The organism is Pseudomonas sp. P1_F1_2 (assembly GCF_056405815.1).
On sequence record NZ_JBFUBK010000090.1, the window covers coordinates 1 to 20,538 of the forward strand.

The 20,538-nt window shown below is 60.3% G+C and carries 18 protein-coding genes; 9 read left to right on the forward strand and 9 right to left on the reverse strand.

Annotation, left to right across the window (positions count from 1 at the left end):
* Positions 1 to 106 precede the first annotated feature (106 nt).
* On the reverse strand, positions 107 to 1,954 hold the full coding sequence (locus AC1D2P_RS22880) for an amidohydrolase (RefSeq protein WP_477757904.1): 1,848 nt from the start codon (positions 1,952 to 1,954) through the stop codon (positions 107 to 109).
* Positions 1,955 to 2,108: 154 nt separating this feature from the next.
* Positions 2,109 to 3,119, reverse strand: coding sequence for a helix-turn-helix transcriptional regulator (locus AC1D2P_RS22885; protein WP_477757905.1), 1,011 nt, complete (start codon positions 3,117 to 3,119; stop codon positions 2,109 to 2,111).
* A gap of 226 nt (positions 3,120 to 3,345) precedes the next feature.
* Between AC1D2P_RS22885 and AC1D2P_RS22890 the strand changes: the two genes are divergently transcribed.
* Positions 3,346 to 3,609 (forward strand): DUF2790 domain-containing protein, encoded by a 264-nt coding sequence (locus AC1D2P_RS22890; RefSeq protein ID WP_077431903.1) that lies wholly within the window; start codon positions 3,346 to 3,348, stop codon positions 3,607 to 3,609.
* A 51-nt stretch (positions 3,610 to 3,660) separates the two neighbouring features.
* Here the strand turns inward: AC1D2P_RS22890 and AC1D2P_RS22895 are convergent, their stop codons facing one another.
* The 5 genes from AC1D2P_RS22895 to AC1D2P_RS22915 form a co-directional block, all read right to left on the reverse strand.
* On the reverse strand, positions 3,661 to 4,599 hold the full coding sequence (locus AC1D2P_RS22895) for a LysR family transcriptional regulator (RefSeq protein WP_477757906.1): 939 nt from the start codon (positions 4,597 to 4,599) through the stop codon (positions 3,661 to 3,663).
* A 77-nt stretch (positions 4,600 to 4,676) separates the two neighbouring features.
* Positions 4,677 to 5,627 carry an aldo/keto reductase gene (locus AC1D2P_RS22900; RefSeq protein WP_477757907.1) on the reverse strand — a complete coding sequence of 317 codons (951 nt, stop codon included), beginning with the start codon at positions 5,625 to 5,627 and terminating at the stop codon, positions 4,677 to 4,679.
* 31 nt (positions 5,628 to 5,658) lie between these two features.
* A complete protein-coding gene (locus AC1D2P_RS22905) occupies positions 5,659 to 7,131 on the reverse strand; it encodes an efflux transporter outer membrane subunit (protein WP_477757908.1) in 1,473 nt (490 codons plus the stop codon).
* 19 nt (positions 7,132 to 7,150) lie between these two features.
* Complete coding sequence (locus tag AC1D2P_RS22910; protein ID WP_477811607.1) at positions 7,151 to 8,635, reverse strand: DHA2 family efflux MFS transporter permease subunit; 1,485 nt, start codon at positions 8,633 to 8,635, stop codon at positions 7,151 to 7,153.
* Positions 8,635 to 9,771, reverse strand: a complete 1,137-nt coding sequence (locus AC1D2P_RS22915) for an HlyD family secretion protein (RefSeq protein WP_477757910.1) — start codon at positions 9,769 to 9,771, stop codon at positions 8,635 to 8,637. Before AC1D2P_RS22915 ends, AC1D2P_RS22910 begins: the two co-directional genes overlap by 1 nt.
* Positions 9,772 to 9,999: 228 nt before the next feature.
* Between AC1D2P_RS22915 and AC1D2P_RS22920 the strand changes: the two genes are divergently transcribed.
* From AC1D2P_RS22920 to AC1D2P_RS22945, 6 genes are all read left to right on the forward strand, one after another.
* Entirely contained in the window at positions 10,000 to 10,623 is a 624-nt protein-coding gene (locus tag AC1D2P_RS22920) for a TetR/AcrR family transcriptional regulator (protein WP_046030553.1), read from the forward strand.
* An 8-nt stretch (positions 10,624 to 10,631) separates the two neighbouring features.
* Positions 10,632 to 11,156 (forward strand): G/U mismatch-specific DNA glycosylase, encoded by a 525-nt coding sequence (mug, locus tag AC1D2P_RS22925; protein ID WP_477757911.1) that lies wholly within the window; start codon positions 10,632 to 10,634, stop codon positions 11,154 to 11,156.
* Between the two features lie 115 nt (positions 11,157 to 11,271).
* On the forward strand, positions 11,272 to 12,645 hold the full coding sequence (locus tag AC1D2P_RS22930) for a glutamine synthetase family protein (RefSeq protein ID WP_046030559.1): 1,374 nt from the start codon (positions 11,272 to 11,274) through the stop codon (positions 12,643 to 12,645).
* Positions 12,646 to 12,652: 7 nt separating this feature from the next.
* On the forward strand, positions 12,653 to 14,044 hold the full coding sequence (locus AC1D2P_RS22935; RefSeq protein ID WP_223524970.1) for an aldehyde dehydrogenase family protein: 1,392 nt from the start codon (positions 12,653 to 12,655) through the stop codon (positions 14,042 to 14,044).
* A 3-nt stretch (positions 14,045 to 14,047) separates the two neighbouring features.
* Positions 14,048 to 15,208 carry an iron-containing alcohol dehydrogenase gene (locus AC1D2P_RS22940; protein WP_477757912.1) on the forward strand — a complete coding sequence of 387 codons (1,161 nt, stop codon included), beginning with the start codon at positions 14,048 to 14,050 and terminating at the stop codon, positions 15,206 to 15,208.
* A 139-nt stretch (positions 15,209 to 15,347) separates the two neighbouring features.
* Positions 15,348 to 16,907: an amino acid permease gene (locus AC1D2P_RS22945; RefSeq protein ID WP_046030566.1), complete on the forward strand. Its 1,560-nt coding sequence runs from the start codon at positions 15,348 to 15,350 to the stop codon at positions 16,905 to 16,907.
* Positions 16,908 to 17,209: 302 nt separating this feature from the next.
* Here AC1D2P_RS22945 and AC1D2P_RS22950 read toward each other — a convergent pair whose 3' ends face one another.
* Complete coding sequence (locus tag AC1D2P_RS22950) at positions 17,210 to 17,458, reverse strand: DUF2790 domain-containing protein (protein ID WP_223524968.1); 249 nt, start codon at positions 17,456 to 17,458, stop codon at positions 17,210 to 17,212.
* Between the two features lie 135 nt (positions 17,459 to 17,593).
* On the reverse strand, positions 17,594 to 18,523 hold the full coding sequence (locus tag AC1D2P_RS22955; protein ID WP_158283928.1) for a LysR family transcriptional regulator: 930 nt from the start codon (positions 18,521 to 18,523) through the stop codon (positions 17,594 to 17,596).
* A gap of 108 nt (positions 18,524 to 18,631) precedes the next feature.
* Here AC1D2P_RS22955 and AC1D2P_RS22960 point away from each other — a divergent pair, with 108 nt between their 5' ends.
* The gene (locus AC1D2P_RS22960) at positions 18,632 to 19,456 is read left to right on the forward strand and encodes a gamma-glutamyl-gamma-aminobutyrate hydrolase family protein (RefSeq protein WP_077431897.1); all 825 of its coding nucleotides are present in this window, start codon (positions 18,632 to 18,634) and stop codon (positions 19,454 to 19,456) included.
* Positions 19,453 to 20,526, forward strand: a complete 1,074-nt coding sequence (locus AC1D2P_RS22965) for a M14 family metallopeptidase (RefSeq protein ID WP_223524964.1) — start codon at positions 19,453 to 19,455, stop codon at positions 20,524 to 20,526. Before AC1D2P_RS22960 ends, AC1D2P_RS22965 begins: the two co-directional genes overlap by 4 nt.
* Positions 20,527 to 20,538 lie beyond the last annotated feature (12 nt).

The following is a 20,538-nucleotide window of genomic DNA, read 5'->3' on the forward strand; positions in this document are numbered from 1 at the left end:
GACGCAGGCTTCGCCAGCTGCTACAGACGACGCAGGCTTCGCCAGCTGCTACAGACATTGCGTTACAGCAAAAATTGCTTAGCTGATCGGCATTAGCCGGCATGGGCTATTTTTGTTGTTCGGTCATGGCCACTTGTCCCGCGAACGGTGCCTTGGCCCACACCACCTTGCCGCCGACTACCGTCATCAGCACCGAGTTACGGGCCAACTCGTCCTCGGGCACTTGCATGAAGTTTTTGTCGAGCACGATCACGTCAGCAAACTTGCCGACCTCGACCGAACCCACGACTTTCTCCAGTTTCAGTTGCTCGGCGGCGTTGACCGTGATGGTGCGCAGTACCTCGGCACGCGACAGCGCCGGGTCGGCGTTGAGTCGGCCGGCGTACTTGGGGCCATAGCTGTGCGGGTTCAGCGGGTCGCCTGAACGGGTGACACCGATCTTCAGCGCCAGGAACTCATCGAGCGGGTCAACCGGCCAGTCGCTGCCATACGCCACACGGCCGCCAGCGCGGGCGATGCTGCCCGACGGCTCCATGCGGGCAAAACGCGCAGGGCCGAGGTGATCGCTGGTGCCGTCGACTGTGGACGGCGCCTGCTGCGCCCATTGGAAGGACATGTTGGCGGTCACGTCGAGCGCCTTGAAACGTCCGTAGTCGGCGGGGTCCACGGACTCGTTGTGAGTAATGGCCGGGCGAAAGCCGTTGCCGGGCAATTGCTGGCGCACGTATTCGATGCCGTCGAGCGAGTCACGCACGGCGCGGTCTCCGGTGGCGTGCAGGTGCGGGTCGAGACCGGCCTGCACGGCTTGCAACAGCAGCGGCTTGAGCACTTGCGGCGGGAAATACAGCTCGCCGACGTTTTTGCCCGGCGCCCATTTCGGCGCCTTGTCGGTGCCGGCGTTGTGCAGGTACGGCGCCAACATCGCACCGGTGTCCGCCGGGGCATTGATGATGCCGTCCATGAACAATTTGACGTGACGCATGCTCACACCCGGCGCGACGTTGGCTTCGCCCTGATCGTAGGTGGCGGCCATTGCCTTGGCCTCAGCGATGGTCTTGGCCGGATCCGCCGCTGCCGCAGCCGGGTCCAGTTTGATCGCCAGCAAGGCCCGCGCGGTCAGTTCACCCGACTGCTGCAACGTGGTGAACGCCTTGCCATTCTCCGGCCCCGACAAGGCATCGAAGAAACTGGTGATGCCCTGCTGGCGCATGGCATCGAGCGCGGCGCGGGTCTGGTTGAGTTTTTCTGCGTCGGTGGCGGGTGGCACCACGGCGGCCATGGCATCGGCAGCGCCGTCTTCGCAGATGCCGGTCGGGTTGCCGGCGCTGTCGCGCACGTACTTGCCGTCACCTGGATTGGCCGTGTGCTTGTTGATGCCGGCGACCGCCAGGCCGCGAGAGTTGGTCAGCACGGTATGGAAATCGGTGGAGCGGACCTGAATCGGCCGATCCGTCTTGAGTGCGTCCAGCGTCGACTTGTCAGGGTCACCGTCGAGGCCATCCATGCCCATGCGATCCCAGCTGCCCACTTCAAGCCAGACATCGGGGCCCTTGCCCTTGTCGGCATCCAGGCATGCCTGGATGGTTTCCTGGAACACCTTGCGGGTCATGGTCTGATATTTCAGGTCGCACAAGGTCATGGCGCGGCCGCCGTCCCCCGGGTGCATGTGCGCATCAATGAAGCCCGGCATCAGCATGCGCCCCGCCAGATCGATCAGCTGCGTTTGCTGGCCGATGTACGAGGCCGCCCCTTCGTCGTTACCGACATAGACAATCTTCCCGCCCGTGATGGCGATCGCTTGCTGCACCGAATTCTGCCCATCGACGGTGTAGACATAACCGTTGCGCATGACCATGTCGGCCGGATGGGAACCCTGCGTCTGGCACCCCACCAACGCCATACCGGACACTGCGGTTGTCGCCGCCATGGCGATAAAAAGCCTGGAAAATTTCAACTGCCTCACCTCTGTTTTTATAGTTTTCGAAGTGGCCCGAACAGCCTGCGCACAAGCCCTTGATATGCAGGGCATACCCTATAGCGCGCGGCGGTTATATGGACCTCTGCAAATGAGGAGGGGTCAGTGATTGATCAGGCGAAATCGGGGGGCGTCACGGTGATTCGCGGCGTGCCTGCACTGACAGGACAGACCCCAACTCGACCTTGCTCTTCACCCCGAGTTGCAAATAGCAGTTGCGCAGATAGGTGCGCACGGTCGAGGGGCTCAAGCCCAGGATCCTGGCAATTTCCTTGTAGGAGTGCCCGGCGGCGAACAGCATCGCCGCCGTTCGTTCGCGTGGGGCCAGTACTGCCCCGCGCGACTGCGCTTCGAGAGACAGAATGACGTGCTCGGCATTCGGGGTGAGGGTCAGCGCACACCGCCCGAGACGCATGACACACGGTGCCTTTTGCAGTTGCGCGATCACGGGCGCGGGCAGCATTGAACCGTGCCACCCCGCCACCTCGCGCTGAATGACAGCGCAGAGATTGGCGCCCACGTACAGCAGCGTGCCGTCCAGCCGCGCGACCCCGAAGTCGCTGGCGCCGTTACCGGTGTCGAAGCGAATCATGTCTTGCACCTGGAATCGCCATAACTGCAACAGGTGGTCGCAGAACGCTGAAAACAACGCGGCTTCACTGTCGTTGAATCCGGGGGCGTGTGCACCGCGATAGAGGCAGACAAAAAACATCAAGCCGCTTTCGGACAGCTCGAAGGTGATGCACATCGGGTGGTAGAGATCGTGACGGCGAGCGAATGCGTCGACCTCTTCATCGGGATCGGTGAACCCGCTGTCGCGCACCACTTCGCCGGGCTGGTTCAAGGTGTCATGGGAAAACTTGTCGCTGCCCGCACTCTTGTGCCATTCAGCAGCAAACGATTCAGGCAGGTCGATGCGCCCGTGCATCCAGCTTTTGGGCGCCACGTTGGCGTGCGACGTGGACATCTCGCCCCACCAGGCGGAAGCAAATGGCACCAGTTGGCGAAAGGCTTGCAGTCCGTCTTCGATGAATTGCGAGGCACCACGCTCCCGAGCCAGCCGCCCGAGGTGCAACACACAACGATTGAATGCCTTGAGCATCGCCATCGACGGTGTGCCGCCGAGCTCTACACCCTCCTCCATCATCTTGATCCCGTTGGTTTTTCGCCGACCATGCCACAGCGGTCGCGATGGCGTCCAGCAGCCCTGTATTCATGCGCCATCCGGCAACAGTGTTTGTCTTGCGAGCCGCTGTTTGGGGGTTGGACAAACCCCTAGCATCGTCCCTACCCGATGAGCATTCAGCCTGTGCTCACAGGAAGCAAAGGGATGATCAATCCGGTCATCCTCAAACGATACGGTGAACACCATGAACCTTTCGAAAATCGCAATCCTGCTGGCGTTTGCCAGTGCCGGAACACAGGCTTGGGCCGACGATAGCGCTTCAACTACCAGGCTCTCGGTTGAAACCTATACCTACGCCACTCAACTGGACATCAAACGGGTGATTAGCGTGAGCGACGTCGGAGACCAATGCGGCCCGGGGCCCGCGCAAATGACGTATGAAGACTCCCACGGTCAACAACACGTCCTTCAATATCAAGTGATGGGCACCGGGTGTTCAAACGGTTGAGACAGGTGCAGGCGATGGAGGGTCGACACTCCATACCGACGGCACTGGCGACTATCTGCTGATTGCCGAGCCGACGATTTTTTCATCTGAGGCCAGCAAGACCGGAATGTAGTGTTTAAGAAACTCTACCCAGGTTTTTATTTTCGCATCGACGAACTTTCGTGACGGGTAAATGGCGAAGACATTCAGCTCTTCAAAGTGATACTCAGGCAGCACCCGCACCAACGTCCCCGCTTTCAAACCCTCTACTGCAGAAGCAATCGGTTGAATCCCGATGCCCATCCCTTGAGTAATGGCAACCGTCATCGCATCGGCCGTGTTGACGTGAAAGGGAGACAACGGCGTACTCACTGTCACCACGCCTTCAGGCCCTTCAAATACCCAGTTCTCAGTCGGCATCACGGTATTCACGATCCGCAGGCAATCATGTTCGCCCAGTGAGTCGGGCGCGTCAGGGATGCCGCGTTTTTTCAGGTACGCGGGCGAGGCGCAAAGAATGCTGTAGGTAATGCCGAGACGCTGCGCGACAAACCCGGAATCGGGTAGATCCCGCGCCAGCACAATCGACATGTCATAGCCCTCCTCCAGCAAATCCGGCAGGCGATTGGTCAGGGTCAAATCAAACATCACTGAAGGGTGGGTTTCTCTGTATTTGGCGATGGCGTTGATCACGTAATGATTGCCAATGGCAGACATCGCGTGAATCTTCAGCCGGCCCACGGGCCTGGTTTGCGCGGTGCCGGCTTCCTCATCGGCCTCACGCATCTCCTCGATGATCTTCTCGCAGCGTTGCAAATAACGCTGGCCCGCCTCGGTCAGTGCCAGGCGCCGGGTCGTGCGGTTGATCAGGCGTGCCTGCAACCTGGCCTCCAGGCTGGAGACGGCTTTGGAAATATGGGTGGTCGTGGTGTCCAGCGTCTTGGCCGCCGCCGTAAAGCTGCCGCTTTGGGCAACGGCTATGAAACATCGCATGGTCTGGAAAACGTCCATCGTTTTCGCCTCGGCGCAAGATTGATGTGCAGGAATAATAGCGCCGGCCAGGCATCAGGCCGGCACTTTGGCGTGCATTACTTTTGGCGCGGGATGAATCCGGGGACACCCGTTTCCACGACCGAGTTGAAGCGCACCCGGGTCGTAATATCGTCCTGAATTTCACGCATGGCCCGATGCGGCAACGTGGAAAGATCAAAGTTTTCCTGGATATGGCTCAGTGTTGCAGAGGTGGTCAGAAACGCCACGCCACGCTGTACCGACCAGGCCAACGCGACTTGCGCCGGGGTTTTGTGCACGTGTTTGGCGATGCCGGTAATCACCGGGTCTTCGAGTACGGCAGGCTCCATGCCGTGGCCGAGTGGGGCAAACGCGAGGACGATAATTCCATGTTGCTTGCAAAACTCCAGCAGCTCCCATTCCGGCAGATACGGATGGGCTTCCACCTGCACCACGGCAGGTTTGATCCGCGCCACTTCGACAATCTTCTGAAGCGCCGACAAAGTGATGTCGGACAAACCGATGGTCTTGCAGCGTCCTTCATCCACCAGGCGTTCAAGGGCCTGCCAGGTTTCGATCAGCGTCACGCCCCCGTCATAAATGATGTGGCCGTAGATGTCCCTTGGGTCCTGGTCATCGCCGGGCTGAAAGGCAAAAGGCGTATGGATCAGATAGCAATCGATGTAATCCACCTGAAGCCGTCGGCAACTGGCCTCGAACGCCGGCAATACGCGCTCCGGACGGTGGTTGGTGTTCCACAGCTTGGTGGTGATGAACAAGTCCTCGCGCCGGGCTTTGCCCGTGTCGAGGAACGCTTTGATCGCCACGCCCACGCCCTCCTCGTTTCGATAACGCTCGGCGCAATCGAAATGACGAAAGCCTGTTTCCAGCGCGTGAGTGACGGCTTGGGTGGTAACGCTGAGGTCCCGGAACAATGTGCCGAACCCAACGGCTGGCATCGCTACCGATCCATGATTGAGCGCAAATTTTGTTTCGCGAAGTTCATCGTGAAAGGCTTCATATGACATGTCTTGACTCCACTCTCTCTGGCCGCAGCCGTTACGGATATGAACGTTTCGGTGCTTCACGACTGGCCACCCGTTGCTCGAAAACGCCAACGGAATTGCCGCCGAGCGCCACAAACAACTGAACGGTGTCGAGGTACTGGGCGGTCTTCACCCGGATGTGCCCGAGCAACGCCTGCTCATAGGCGCGCTCTGCTTCCAGCACCTGGAGAATGCTGTTTTCGCCTTGGGCATACGCTTGCTGGTTCAAGCGAAAACTACTGTCGGCGGCACGTAAGGCGTCCTCCTGGGCCAGGTTTGCCTCGGCGTCATGGTTGATGGCTTGCAGCGTGTCGGCGACCTGACCGAACGATGTGATGACGGTTTGCTGGTAGTCAGCGAGCGACGCGTTGTAGCCGTCGACCGCCGCCTGGCGCTCAGCCTTGAGTGTGCCGCCATTGAAGATCGGCCCCGCCACCCCGGCGGCGAACCCCCACAGTGCGGCACCGCCATTACCGGATGCCGACTGCGCAAGAAACGCTGTCAGCTCCACATGGGGATAGAGGTTGGCGGTCGCGACACCGACGGCGGCGCTGGCCATGTGCAGTTGCGCTTCGGCTTGCAGCACGTCCGGCCGGGTGTGGGCCATTTCCGAGGGCAAACTGACCGGCACGCCCGACGGCAAGGCAAACTCGCCAAGGTCGAAGTCGGGTGCGATCCAGTCGGCCGGGCCTTTGCCCGTCAGAATCGACAACCCATGCCGGGCCGAATCGCGCTGTTGAGCGAGGGGCGGCAGCAGCGTGCGGTCCTGTGCAAGCCGGGTTTCGGCCAGCGACACGTCGATCTGCGTGGTGGCGCCATTGGCATGCGCCATGCGCACCAGTTCGAGGTTCTTGGTGTCATTGGCCAACAGTTTTTCCACGGCTTGCATCTGCGCGTTGGCAGAGGCCATCAACAAAGCCTGGCTGGCGACATTTCCCGTCAGGGTCAGGTACGCCGCTTCGTAGCGATGTTTCTGGAAGGCTGTCAGCGCTTCCTGCTGTTCGACCTGTCGCTTGTTACCGCCGAACACGTCCAGGTCAAAACCAACCCGTGGACCGATGGCATAGAAGTTCGAGACAACCGGCTCCGGCCCGTTGTGGGTGCGTACGCGACCGGCCTGAGCGCCGAAATCGACCTGCGGATACAGCGCACCTTGCGCCGCTGCAACGGACGACGCGGCCTGGCGGATCGTGGCATCGGCAGCCACGAGTTCAAGATTGCCGTCGATGGCCCGGCGCACTACCTGATCGAGTTTTGGTGAGCGAAACGCAGACCACCAATCGCCAGTGACCTTCTTGCCCAGATCAATGTTGCCGCTCTGGCCAAGACGCTGCTCGGCCTGTTGGTCAAAGTGCTGCGACTGGCTGGGTGGCGGCATCTGATAATCAGGGCCAACCGCACAGGCGGACAGGAACATCAGCACCGACACTGCGCCAAACGTGGTTTTCAACGGCTGTGCATTGATGAAGCGCGCATTGGATTTCATGAGGCAAACTCCACGAAAACTAGTTGGTCGCAACGGGCTTGCGAAGAAAGATCACCAGTGGGCTCACCACCAGCATCGCGAACATCAAAATCTTGAATTGGTCGATCACGGCAATAAACGCCGCTTGCCCGGTGATCATTTCGTTAAGCCCCGCCAGTGCTTGCAGCGAGCCCGGTGCGGAATGCGCGACGGCGCCGTAGAGCGTGATATTGCTGGCCAGCGCCATGTGCATCGCGTGCATGTTGTTGAAGAAAAACAGCTGCACAATCGCAACGCCCAGGGTGCTTCCGTACACGCGGGACAAATTGAAAAAACCGGTGCCTTCCGGGCGCAACGCGGGGTCGAGCGTGCTGAACGCGACCTTGGTCAGCGACGGCATCAAGATGCCGATACCAATGCCCTGCACCGCCCCGGCCACCGCCACCGGCGACGCGTCCATCAGCGGCGAATAGCCGAGCATCATCCAGTTGGCATACGCCACGATGGCGACACCTGCTGCCACGAACAGCCGCCGGTCGAAACGCTCGGGCACTCGCCCCATAAACAGAAACGCACCGACCAGTCCCATGCCACGCGGTATCGTCAGGGCACCGGTGGTGTCAGGCGGGTAGCCGAGAATTTCATCGAGCATCGGCGAGGTCAGTGCCATGGTCGACAGCAGCACGAAACCCACGGCGAAAAAGATCACGGTCGACAGCATGAAGTTGCGGTCGTTGAACAAGCGCTTGTTGAGGAAATGCACCTTCGCGGTCAGCACATGCACCACGAACAGGTAGAACCCCAGTGCACAGCCGATCGCTTCCAGCCAGATCTCGGGGGAGGCAAACCAGTCCAGGCGTTCACCGCGATCGAGCAACATCTGCAGGCTGATCAACGACAGCGTGAAGGTGCCGAAACCAAAGAAATCGAACGTGGGACGTTTCTCGGCCTTTTTCTCGGCAAGCAGCAGCGCCATCACCAGGAAGATAAACGCCGACAGCGGCAGGCTGATGTAGAAGATCGGGCGCCAGTCGAAATGTTCGGCCACCCAGCCGCCGATGCTCGGGCCGCTGACGATGCCCAAGAGCACGATGGCGGTCCACGTCGCGCCAAACTTCGCGCGTTTCTCCAGTGGCAGCGTTTCCATGGCAATCGCCATCGACAGCGGCGCCAGCACGCCACTCGCCAGGCCCTGAATGATGCGCGCGCCGATGAATTCCAGCGGCGTCGTCGCCAGGGTCGCAAGCCATAAGCCCAGCATGAACATGACCAACGCGGTTTGGTAARCCCGCTTCAAGCCATAGCGCCCGGCGAGCCATTGAGCAATCGGCATCGTGATCGCGCTGGCGGCAAGGTACGAGGTGAAGATCCATCCAGCCTGGTCGTCGGTCATCGACATACTGCCCTGGATCAACCGGAGCACGGCATTGGGCAACGGCAGGTTGGCCGATTGCATATAAGTCGCAAGCAACGCGGCAAACCTTAACGCGCGCGCATTTTGAGGTCTGGCAGGAATGGCGTTCATCAGGAGGCACCTGCGGTCAACAATGCTTTGATTGGATACCACCACGACGTGCGATGCCCGGTATCGACCTTGACCGTGGCGCTGATCCCCGAGTAGAGCGGCATCTGCGGGTCGACCTCATCGAGTTCGAGGCGTACCGGTACCCGCTGCACCACTTTGACCCAGTTGCCGGTCGCGTTTTCGGGCGGCAGCAGTGCGAAATCCGAACCGGCGCCGGGGCTCATGCTGACCACGTGGGCTTTGAATTCGTGATCCGGATAGGTATCGATACGGATCGTCGCACTCTGGCCCGGGCGCATGTGCGCCACCTGCGTTTCACGGAAATTGGCCTCGATCCACACCTGGCGATCAGACAGCAGCGCAAACGCCGGCGCACCGTTGTTCACATAGTTGCCGACCTGCAAATCGTCGACCTTGGCCACGATGCCATCGTCCGGTGCATACACCGTTGCGTAGGACAGATTGAGCTGCGTTTCATCAAGCTGCGCCTGGGCCTCGCGAACGGTCGGGTGGCTGTCGACGTTGATGTTCGGGTTGCCGTTCAAGGCAACCACCGTGCTCGCGATCTGCTGTTCGATGGAGACGATTCGTTGCCGTGACACCTTCAGGTCGGTGTCTGCACGTTCATAAAGGGACTTCGAAACGAACTCGGAAGCGACCAACGCCTTCTTGCGGCCAAACTCCTTTTGATCGAAATCGGCCGACTCTTTGGCCGATTGCAGTTCCGCCTGTTGCTGGCGGTAGCTGGCCTTGAGCCCATCGATGCGCAACCGGGCTACGCTCAACTGCGCTTGTGCGCGGTCAACGGAAATCTGCAATGGCTTGGGGTCGATGCGGAACAACACCTGGCCCTTGCGAACCGGCTGGTTGTCCTCGACTGCAATGTCGATCACCTGGCCGGATGTGCGCGCATTGATCGAGGCCTTCGCCACACGGGCGTAGGCGTTATCGGTCGACATGAAAGGCTGGCCGGCCATGTAGTGTGCGTAGCCAATCGCCGCAAAGAGCGCCGGCAGGCCCACCATCAGCAGGGGACGCAGTGTCGCTTTAAGCAGTTTCCTGGCAGGCGTGCCTGTTGGGTTCGGCCCTGGGTGCTCAAAGGTTTGTGTCGCTGGAATGTCGAACTGTTTGGTCATGATCGAATACACCTTTAACCGGGAAGTCGGGGGCTAATACCCACAAAGAAACAGCCATGCCGTGCGCAGTCAGAAGGATCGCTCCGCCGCACCGTGTTTCGTCGCCGCAATACCCAGTTCGAGCTCCGCTACAACAAACCTTGAAATCAGGAACTTCTGGTTCCTTAATTTTGTGCGATAGTGTAAGAATATGCCTCGACCCACCTCCGCACAAGGATTTTGTACGCCATGGCACAAAAAAAGATTACCGAAGCAAAAGTCCGGGGAAGACCCCGCGCCTATGACCCGCAGACCGCATTGCAGCAAGCGCTTGGTGTGTTCTGGAGTACCGGTTATGCCGCCGCTTCCCTGGACAGCATCGCCACCGCGGCCGGCATGAATCGCCCCAGCCTCTATGCCGCTTTCGGTGACAAACACGCGCTCTACATCAAAGCGCTTGAGCAATATTGGGAATTTGCCGCCGCCGCCATGCACGAGGCGTTGACGGACCAGCAACTGACCCTGCGTGAAGCGTTGATGCGTTTCTATGAAGGTCAGCTGTCGATCTACTTCTCGGGCGAAGGCCAACCCCGTGGCTGCTTTGCGATCGGCACCGCAACGACCGAAGCCGTGGAAGATTCTGAAATCCGTGAGGTATTGTCAGATCGCCTGAGCCGACTCGATGCCGATCTCGAAGCACGCCTGCAAACCGCAATCACCACCGGAGAATTGAAAGACGACGTCGACCCGACAGCCCTCGCCGTCCTCGCCTCCTCCCTGCTGCACAGCATTTCGATACGGGCACGGGCGGGAAAATCCCGCGAAGAACTGACTGAACTGGCACGCAACGCAGTCAACGTGATCTGCGGTTGAGAGATTTTATGGCGGGCGAAAGACTCGAAGACATTCTGGCCGAACAGCTCGACGTGATTTTTTGCGGGATCAATCCGGGCATGACGGCCGCCGCCCAAGGGCATCATTTTGCAGGCCGGGGCAATCGTTTCTGGCGCACCCTGCATCTCGCCGGGTTCACCCCCGAGCAGGTGCGCCCGGAAAACGACCGGACGATTTTGCAGTATCGCTGCGGCTTGACCGCCGTGGTCGAACGGCCCACAGCGAGCGCAGATCAGCTGTCGCGCGATGAGTTCATGGCCGCCGCGGCAAGCTTCGAACAGAAGATCGCCCGCTACGGGCCGCGCGTTGTGGCGTTTCTCGGCAAAGCGGCGTACTGCGCGCTATCGGGCCGGCGCGACATTCCCTGGGGACTACAACCCGACACCTTCGGTCATGCACAGGTCTGGGTCTTGCCCAATCCGAGCGGGCGAAATCTTGCGTTCTCGCTTGATCAACTGGTGGGCGCGTATCGCCAACTCCATCAAAACTTGCACAAATCGACAGTAGGCTAAGCTAAGGGCAGCTTATTGCGCACGATGCTCGCTCCGGCAGGGTTTGGGTTTTTCTGAAGAGCGTCTGCAACAGCTATTTCAGACAGGCCCACACTATTCACGCAGGACTGACGTGATGACCGAGCCCCAACTCAGCTTTGATGAACTGAAGCGTGCCGCCGCGTCCGGCGAAATTGATACCGTCCTGGTCTGCATGGTCGACATGCAAGGCCGATTGGTCGGCAAACGATTCCAGGTCGAATTTTTCATCGACAGCGGCCATGAAGAAACCCACTGTTGCAACTACCTGCTGGCCGACGACATCGACATGGAACCCGTGCCGGGTTACGCCGCCGCCAGTTGGAGCAAGGGCTATGGCGACTTCGTGCTCAAACCCGACATGAGCACGTTGCGCAAGGTGCCGTGGCTGGAGTGCACGGCGCTGGTGCTCTGTGATGTGCTCGATCACCACCATCGACGCGACTTGCCGCACAGCCCGCGGGCGATCCTGAAAAAGCAGGTCGAGCGCCTGCGCGAGCGTGGCTATACCGGCATGTTCGCCTCGGAGCTTGAGTTCTATCTGTTCGACGAGACCTACGAGTCCATCCACAAGCGCAACTACTACAAGCCCAAAACCGCCGGCCACTACATCGAGGATTACAACATCCTGCAGACCACCCGCGAAGAGCCGGTGCTGCGGGCGATTCGCAAGCATCTGCAGGCCTGCGGCATCCCGGTGGAAAATTCCAAGGGTGAATGGGGCCCGGGGCAGGAAGAGATCAACATCCGCTACGCCGATGCCCTGACCATGGCCGACCACCACGTCATCATCAAACACGCCTGCAAGGAAATAGCGCAACTGCAAGGCAAGGCGATCACGTTCATGGCCAAGTGGCGCTATGACGCCGCCGGTTCCAGCAGCCACATCCATAACTCGCTGTGGGACAAGAACGCCAAGAAGCCGCTGTTCTTCGACGCCAAGGCCGAGTTCGGCATGTCGACACTGATGCGATCCTGGGTGGCCGGGCAGCTCAAGTACGCCAACGACATCACCTGCTTTCTCGCGCCCTACATCAACTCGTACAAACGCTTTCAGGCTGGCACCTTTGCTCCGACGCGGGCCGTGTGGAGCCGCGACAACCGCACCGCCGGCTTCCGGTTGTGTGCCGAAAGCAGCAAATCCATCCGCATCGAATGCCGCATCGGCGGCGCCGACCTCAACCCCTATCTGGCCTTTGCGGCCCTGATCGCGGCGGGCCTGGCCGGCATCGACGAGCAGCTCAACCTTGCGCCGCCCTTTGAAGGTGACGCCTACCTCGACGAACACCTGCCTGAAGTCTCCAAGACGTTGCGCGAAGCCAGCGCCGCGCTCCAGACCTCCACCATGTTGCGTGAAGCGTTCGGCGATGAGGTGATCGACCACTACGTGCACACCGCCGAATGGGAGCAGAAAGAGTACGACCGGCGGATCACCGACTGGGAATTGCAGCGCGGATTCGAGCGCTATTGAGCAGAGCATGACCGCCATGATCCAACTCATCTCACCGGTCGATGGCCGGATTTATGCCGAACGCCAATACGCCGACGCGACGCAGATCGAACACACGCTGGCGGCTGCCGCAGACGCCCAGGCGCACTGGAAACGCCGGCCTCTGAGCGAGCGCGCCGCCCTGTGCAGCGCCGTGGTGGACGCAATGCTGGCGATGAAAGACGACATCGTCCCGGAACTGGCCTGGCAAATGGGCCGCCCGGTCCGATATTGCGCTGGGGAATTGCGTGGTTTCGAAGAACGCGCCCGCCACATGATCGCCATTGCCCCCGAAGCGCTGGCCGCGATTGAACCCACACCGGTCGCGGGGTTTCGTCGGCTTATCCAGCGTGAACCGCTGGGTACGGTGCTGGTCATTGCACCCTGGAATTACCCTTACCTGACGGCGGTGAACACGATCATTCCGGCGTTGATGGCCGGCAACAGCGTCATCCTCAAACACGCCTCGCAAACGCTGCTGGTCGGTGAACGCTTTGCGCAAGCGGCGGCCCGCGCCCATCTGCCCGCCGGCCTGTTCAATAATCTGTTGCTGAATCACGACCAGACCGCCGCGATCATCGGTTCCGCACGCGTGCAGCAGGTGAACTTCACCGGCTCGGTGGGCGCCGGCCAGGCGATGGAAAACGCGGCCACCGGGCGCTTCCTCGGCCTGGGCCTGGAGCTCGGCGGAAAAGACCCGGCCTACGTGCGGGCAGACGCCCACCTCGACCACGCGGTGGAAAACCTGGTGGACGGCAGCTTTTTCAATTCCGGGCAGAGCTGCTGCGCCGTCGAGCGCATTTATGTCGATGAGAAAATCTACCCGGTATTTGTCGAGCGCTTCGCCGCGCTGACTCGCCAATACGTGCTCGGCAATCCTCTGGACGAAGCCACCACCCTCGGCCCACTGGTGACACCGGGCGCTGCGGTGTTCGTTCGTGGTCAGATCGCCGAAGCGCTGGCCCTGGGCGCCAAGGCACTGATCGACCCGACCACGTTCCCGGCTGACGCGCCGGGCAGTGCTTACCTCGCGCCGCAGGTTCTGGTCGACGTCACCCATCAAATGTCGGTGATGCGTGATGAAAGCTTCGGTCCGGTGGTCGGCATCATGCCGGTGGCCAGCGACGACGAAGCCATCGCCTTGATGAATGACAGCGAGTTCGGGCTTAGCGCCTCGATCTGGACCCAAGACCTCGCCGCCGCCGAACGTATCGGCAACGAAATCGACACAGGCACCGTATTCATGAACCGCTGCGATTACCTGGACCCGGCCCTGGCCTGGACCGGGGTGAAAAACAGCGGGCGCGGCGTCACCCTGTCGCGCCTCGGTTATGAACACCTGACCCGTGCCAAATCCTTCCATTTGCGCCATGAGATCTGAGCCATGAGCCTGACCGGGAATTGGAATTACCCCACGAGCGTCCACTTTGGTGTCGGCCGCATCGCCGAACTCGCCGACACTTGCCGCAGCCAGGGTATCGAGCGACCGCTGCTGGTCACCGACAGCGGCCTGGCGCGTGCGCCGATGACCATCGCCACACTGGATGCCCTGCGCGCTGCCGGCCTCGGCGTCGCGTTGTTTTGCGACCTCAAGCCGAACCCGGTGGAAGCCAACCTGGCGGGGGGGCTCGACGCCTGGCGCGCCGGCAACCACGACGGTGTGGTCGCCTTCGGCGGCGGCAGTGGCCTGGACATGGGCAAGCTCATCGCCTTCATGAGCGGCCAGACGCGCCCGGTCTGGGATTTCGAAGACATCGGCGACTACTGGACCCGCGCCGACGAAAGCCGCATCGCCCCGGTCATTGCCGTGCCGACGACCGCGGGCACCGGTTCGGAAGTGGGCCGTGCGGCGGTGATCATTGATGAACGCACCCACACCAAACGCATCATCTTCCACCCGAAAATGATGCCGCGCGTGGTCATCAGCGACCCGGCCCTGACCGTCGGCATGCCGGCCAAAATCACCGCCGGCACGGGCATGGACGCGTTGGCCCACTGCCTGGAATCCTACTGCGCCCCCGGCTTTCACCCGCTGGCCGATGGCATCGCCGTGGAAGGCATGCGCCTGGTGGCCAACGCGCTGGTGCGCGCCGTGCACATGCCGTCCGACCTTGAGGCGCGCGCGCACATGCTCGCGGCAGCGGCGATGGGCGCCACCGCGTTCCAGAAAGGACTGGGCGGGATGCATGCCCTGTCGCATCCGGTGGGCGCGCTGTACGACACGCATCACGGCATGACCAATGCGACCTTCATGCCGTATGTCCTGAAGTTCAATCGCCCGGCCATCGAAGAACGCATCACGCGCCTGGCCGCGTATTTACGCCTGCCCTCCCCCGGCTTCGACAGTTTTCTGGCCTTCATCCTCAAACTGCGCAAAGACATCGGCGTACCACACACGCTGGTCGAATTGGGGGTGGATGATCAACAGGCCGACCTGATCGCGGACATGGCGATTGTCGACCCGTCTGCCGGCGGCAACCCGCTGCCATTGACGCGGGCCGGTGCGGCGGAAATTTTCGACGCGGCGTATCACGGCCGCCTGTAGAGCAGTTGACTGTCGGCGCCCGACTTTTGAATGCAGCGCACGGACAGGTGGGAGACAGGAGCAGTACGACAAGGGGTTGAAAGCCAGACCGTCCGGAACCCCGGATGGATGCGTATCAAAACCTGATGGGGCACACAACATGAATCCAGCAAGCCAACCCGGCACCGACACGCCGCATGACGACGACGTCAAGGTGCTGCACAGCATGGGCTACGCCCAGCAGCTCTCGCGACGAATGGGGGTTTTCTCCAACTTCGCGATTTCCTTCTCGATCATTTGCATCCTCTCGGGCGGGATCAACTCACTCGCCCAGGGCACCTCCGGCGCGGGCGGCGCGTCCATCGGCATCGGCTGGCCGATTGGCTGCCTGATCTCCGGGGTGTTCGCCATGGCCATGGCGCAGATTTCCTCGGCGTACCCCACCGCTGGCGGCCTGTATCACTGGGGCTCGATTCTCGGCAACCGCTTTACCGGATGGCTGACCGCGTGGTTCAACCTCTTGGGGTTGGTCACCGTGCTGGGTGCGATCAACGTCGGCACCTATTACTTCTTTTTCGGTGCCTTCGGACCGGCACTGGGCATGGAAGACACGACCACCGTCCGGGTGATTTTCCTCGCGGTGCTGACGGGTCTCCAGGCCTTGTGCAATCACTTGGGAATCGGCCTGACCGCCAAGCTGACTGACTTTTCCGGGTATCTGATTTTTGCCACAGCGCTGGCGCTGACCATCGTTTGCCTGATCTCGGCGCCCAGCTATGAAGTCGCGCGGTTGTGGACCTTCAGCAATTACTCCGGCGATGCCGGCGGCGGTGTCTGGCCACAAGTGTCGAACGGCTGGATTTTCATGCTCGGCCTGCTGCTGCCGATCTACACCATCACCGGCTATGACGCCTCTGCGCACACCTCCGAGGAAACCCGCAATGCGGCCGTTTCAGTGCCACGCGGCATGGTCATGTCGGTGGTCTGGTCGTTGCTGTTCGGCTGGGTGATGCTCAGCTCGTTCGTACTGATGCTGCCGAACATGGACGAGGCGGCCAAACAAGGCTGGAACGTATTTTTTTGGGCCATGAACGCGCAGGTCAGCCCGACGCTGAAAATCGCACTGTATGTGGCGATCTTCATCTCGCAGATCCTCTGCGGCTTGGCGACGGTAACCTCGGTTTCGCGCATGATCTTCGCGTTCTCACGTGACGGCGGCCTGCCCTGCTCCAAAGCGCTGGCCTCGGTCTCGCCGACCTTTCGCAGCCCGGTGGCCGCGATCTGGACCGGTGCCACCCTCGCCGTTTTGTTCGACTGGGGATCGTCGGTGATCTCGGTGGGGGCAACGCCGGTCTATACGATCGTGGTGTCCTGCACGGTGATCTTCCTGTTCTTCTCGTTCATCATTCCCATCGTGCTGGGCCTGTTCACCTACGGGACCTCGAAATGGCCAACCATGGGCCCGTGGAACATGGGGCGCTTCTGGTACACCGTGTTTGCCCTGCTCTCGGTTCTGTCGATGATCATTATTTTCGTCATCGGCATCCAGCCACCGAACGATTGGGCGCTGTACATCACTATTGGTTTCCTGGTGCTGACGGCCATCGTCTGGTTCGGCTTTGAAGCCCGCCGCTTCCAGGGGCCGCCGGTGGGCGACATGATCGTCAAGCGCCAGGCAGAAATTGCAGCGGCTGAGGCGGCGTTGAACAAGCGCGCTTGAAGCTGATCGCCTTCGCCATAAAAAACGGGACGCTGAACGTCCCGTTTTTTATGCGAGTAAATAGATCAATGACTAAACGAGAGGGAGGCAGCTGTACGCAGGTTAGTCGACCGGGGAAGCTAGCAAAGCCGGCGGATTCTGGCGTACCCGTAGGCAACGTCGCAAGGGTGGTGGTGACGTGGTCTCTGTATCAGCCGGCTGCCGGTCAATTGCTGCCGGTCAGCACGGGCAGAAAGCGGCCGCGACCTTGCCGATCAACTCCACACACCCGGCATCAATCGCGACGCGCGCCCTGACTGGAACTACTTACCACCCCAGGTGGTGTCCGTCACGATGTATGCAAGCCGTTGCGTCTGGCCTTGATGGTCAATGTATTCCATGGTCACCGGATAAACTGCATCCTCGACGGGTGTTGCCGTCACCGAGACCACCTCGGCGATATCCAGGTGCATCCCATACTTATACTGAGTGTCGGCGACAGGTGACGGGCTGACGGCCAGCACCGGACCTGTAGTCAGCACCAGCATGACGAAACACAATGTTTTTTTCATTTTCGTTTCCTCAGTATTTCTGTAGCGCTTCGCATTCCCTGTCCAGTTGATCGAGTGACTGCCTGAGTCACTTTTGTGGTCGATGCAATCAACCAGTATGGACCCGTGATGGGTAACGCGCCCCATCAGGCGCGACTATAGATAAGCCGCGATCTCCTGCTCCGCCTCCTGGAAGTACGAACGGATGATACTGAACGACTGCTTCGCAGCGGGTGTCAGTGTCCGATGCCGGATCGTTACGATGCCCAGGGTCAGGTCTAGTTCAAAGGGTGGCTGCACATTAAGGATTGCGACGGACTTTTCCCTGAGCAGTTTGATCATGGCGAGGAAGGTGGTGGGAAAAAGCACGTCGGTACTGAGAATCAGGTCGTGCGCCGTCTCGATGTTATTGATGCTCGCGGCAAAGTTGGTCTCGATGGGCAACTGCATGCCATAGAGATGGGCCATCTTCAGTGCCAACATCTCACTGATGTATCCCGAGCCGATCAGCGGGTACTCTTTGAGGTCATCCATGGTCAGGCCCTTGCGCCCGGCCAGTGGGTGCCCGGCCCGGGCGAACCAGCCAAAACTGCATGTGTACAAAGGCTCGGCCATTAGCTCCGGGTAGCGGGCTGCCGCACCAACATCACCAATGAAGAAGTCGAGCTTTTCCTTTTGCAGGGCGTCCAGCAGCACATCGGTACTGTGTACCTGAGCCTGGATCTTCAAGCCCGGGCCCGTAGCAAGCAGTTGCCGGATTAGCGAGGCCAGGAAGTCAAGGGCAACCGAGGAGCCCAAGCCGAACGCGAGCGGACCATAGGCCCCATTCTTCATCAGATTCAGCGTTCGCGCCCCGTCACGCTCTTCGAAAACGATGCGCTTTGCCCGCTCGAGGTATTCCATCGCGAATGGCGTGGGATGCAAGCGACGATTAGTCCGGTCAAAGAGCGACACCCGCAGTTCGTCCTCCAGCGCCTTGATGCTTCTGGAGAGCGCCGGTTGACTCAGGTGCACCGCATCAGCCGCAGCGCTGAGCGATCCGGTGTTCATCAGGGCAAGAAAGTGCTGCAACTGTCGGGTGTTCATGGGTTTCTCACTTGCAGTTAATGCATGAAATCTGAATTTATTATGCAATTTACCATGATTTAACCATCTCATAGACTGGGTTCTCGTTTACCCCTACGGGACTTGACCATGACCAGATCGCCACTATTCGCGGACGGTGCCAGACCACTTGTTGCCATCGCCACCGATCGCGTGGATCGCTATGGCCATCCTGCGCATACCTTGCTGCACGGCTACGTGGACGCAGTGGCGAGTACAGCTCGCGCATTGCCCTTGGCGCTGCCCGCTGATCCCGATGCCATCGACTTCGACAGCCTGCTGGCCAACGTCGATGGGCTGGTGCTCACCGGCAGCCCGTCAAATATTTCGCCTCTGCGTTATGGCGGCACCGCTACGCCGGACATATCGACGCTGGACCTGGCCAGAGACGCAACGGTTCTACCGCTCGTCAGAAGGCTGGTGGATGCAGGGGTCCCGGTATTGGGCATATGCCGCGGCTTCCAGGAGATGAATGTTGCCTGGGGTGGCACGCTGGACAGTGCCGTTCATCAGCGCCCCGGGGCCATTGACCACCGCGAAGGTGACCATTCCAGACCCATTGTCGAGTGGTATCAGTACAGTCACGGCATCAAGGTTGCTGCGGGTGGACTACTGTCCCGACTGCATGCCGCGGATGATGCGCAAGTCAACTCCTTGCACCATCAAGGCATCGCAAGGCTTGGGACTGGCCTGACTGTCGAGGCCACCGCACCGGACGGGCTGATTGAGGCGTTTTCGGTCACTGGCGCCAGCAGCTTCGCCCTGGCGGTGCAGTGGCATCCGGAGATGCGCGTGCACGATGACCGACTGTCCCGCGACATATTCGAGGCATTTGGTGATGCCTGCCGACGCCGCCGCGAAACGCGCCTGCGTTCAATCGTACACGCTGCACACGTCGAGACTTTGACTTCATGATGAACGCAGAACACATCGACGATCTATTCAGTGATTCGTATGCACAAGCACGCGAAAAGTTTTTTGCGGCTGCCAACCAGCGAAGCCTGTCGATCGACAGCTATGAGCTGAATCTCAAGGGTGGCAGGGACGAAACGCTGGCAACGGATGTCGTGTTCGACGGTCCAAGGGACGCTTCCAAGGTGCTGATCGTGCTCAGTGGCGTCCATGGCGTGGAAGGTTTCCCTGGATCGGCCGTGCAGACTGGCGCACTACAGCTCGATCCGCCCAAGCCGGACGACACGGCGATTCTCTATGTTCACGCGATTAATCCGCACGGCTTTTCCCACCTGCGCCGAGTGACCCAGGAAAACGTAGACCTGAACCGTAACTTTATTCAGTTCGACGGTCCGCTTCCGGAAAACGAGGGTTACCACGAAATTCATGAGGCCCTGCTTCCTGCGCAATGGCCCCCCGAGGATGATCAGGTATTGCAGCAATACCGTATGACCCACGGTGATAAGAAGTTCCAGTGCGCCATCTCCCTGGGCCAGTACCATTACCCGGATGGCATGTTCTTTGGTGGACTGACGCCGACCTGGAGCAACACCACCTTCCGGCAGATCCTGCGTACCTATGCGGCAAACGCCACGGTCATCGCTTCTGTGGACGTCCATACCGGACTCGGCCCCTATGGCTACGGGGAAAAAATATTCGCCACCCGCGACATCTGCACCCTGGAGAAAGCCAGGAACTGGTGGGGTGAGATCACCGACGTACATGCCGGCAGCTCTACCAGCGTGCCGATGAGCGGCCCCATTCAGGTGGCCATTTCGCAGGAATGCCCAGCGGCTAAACACATCGGCATCTGCCTGGAGTTTGGTACCTACCCGATTGAGCAAATAATCACGACGCTGCGGGCTGATCACTGGGTTTTCCGTCACGGCAAGCAGAACACGGCGCAAAGCAGCGAGATCACCCAACGACTCAAGGATTTGTTCTACCCCAACCACGCGGACTGGAAAACACCCGTTTGGACGCAAGCCAGCCATGTCGTGACTCAGGCACTACAAGGGCTGGAAAACTGGTAAGGGCAAACATCG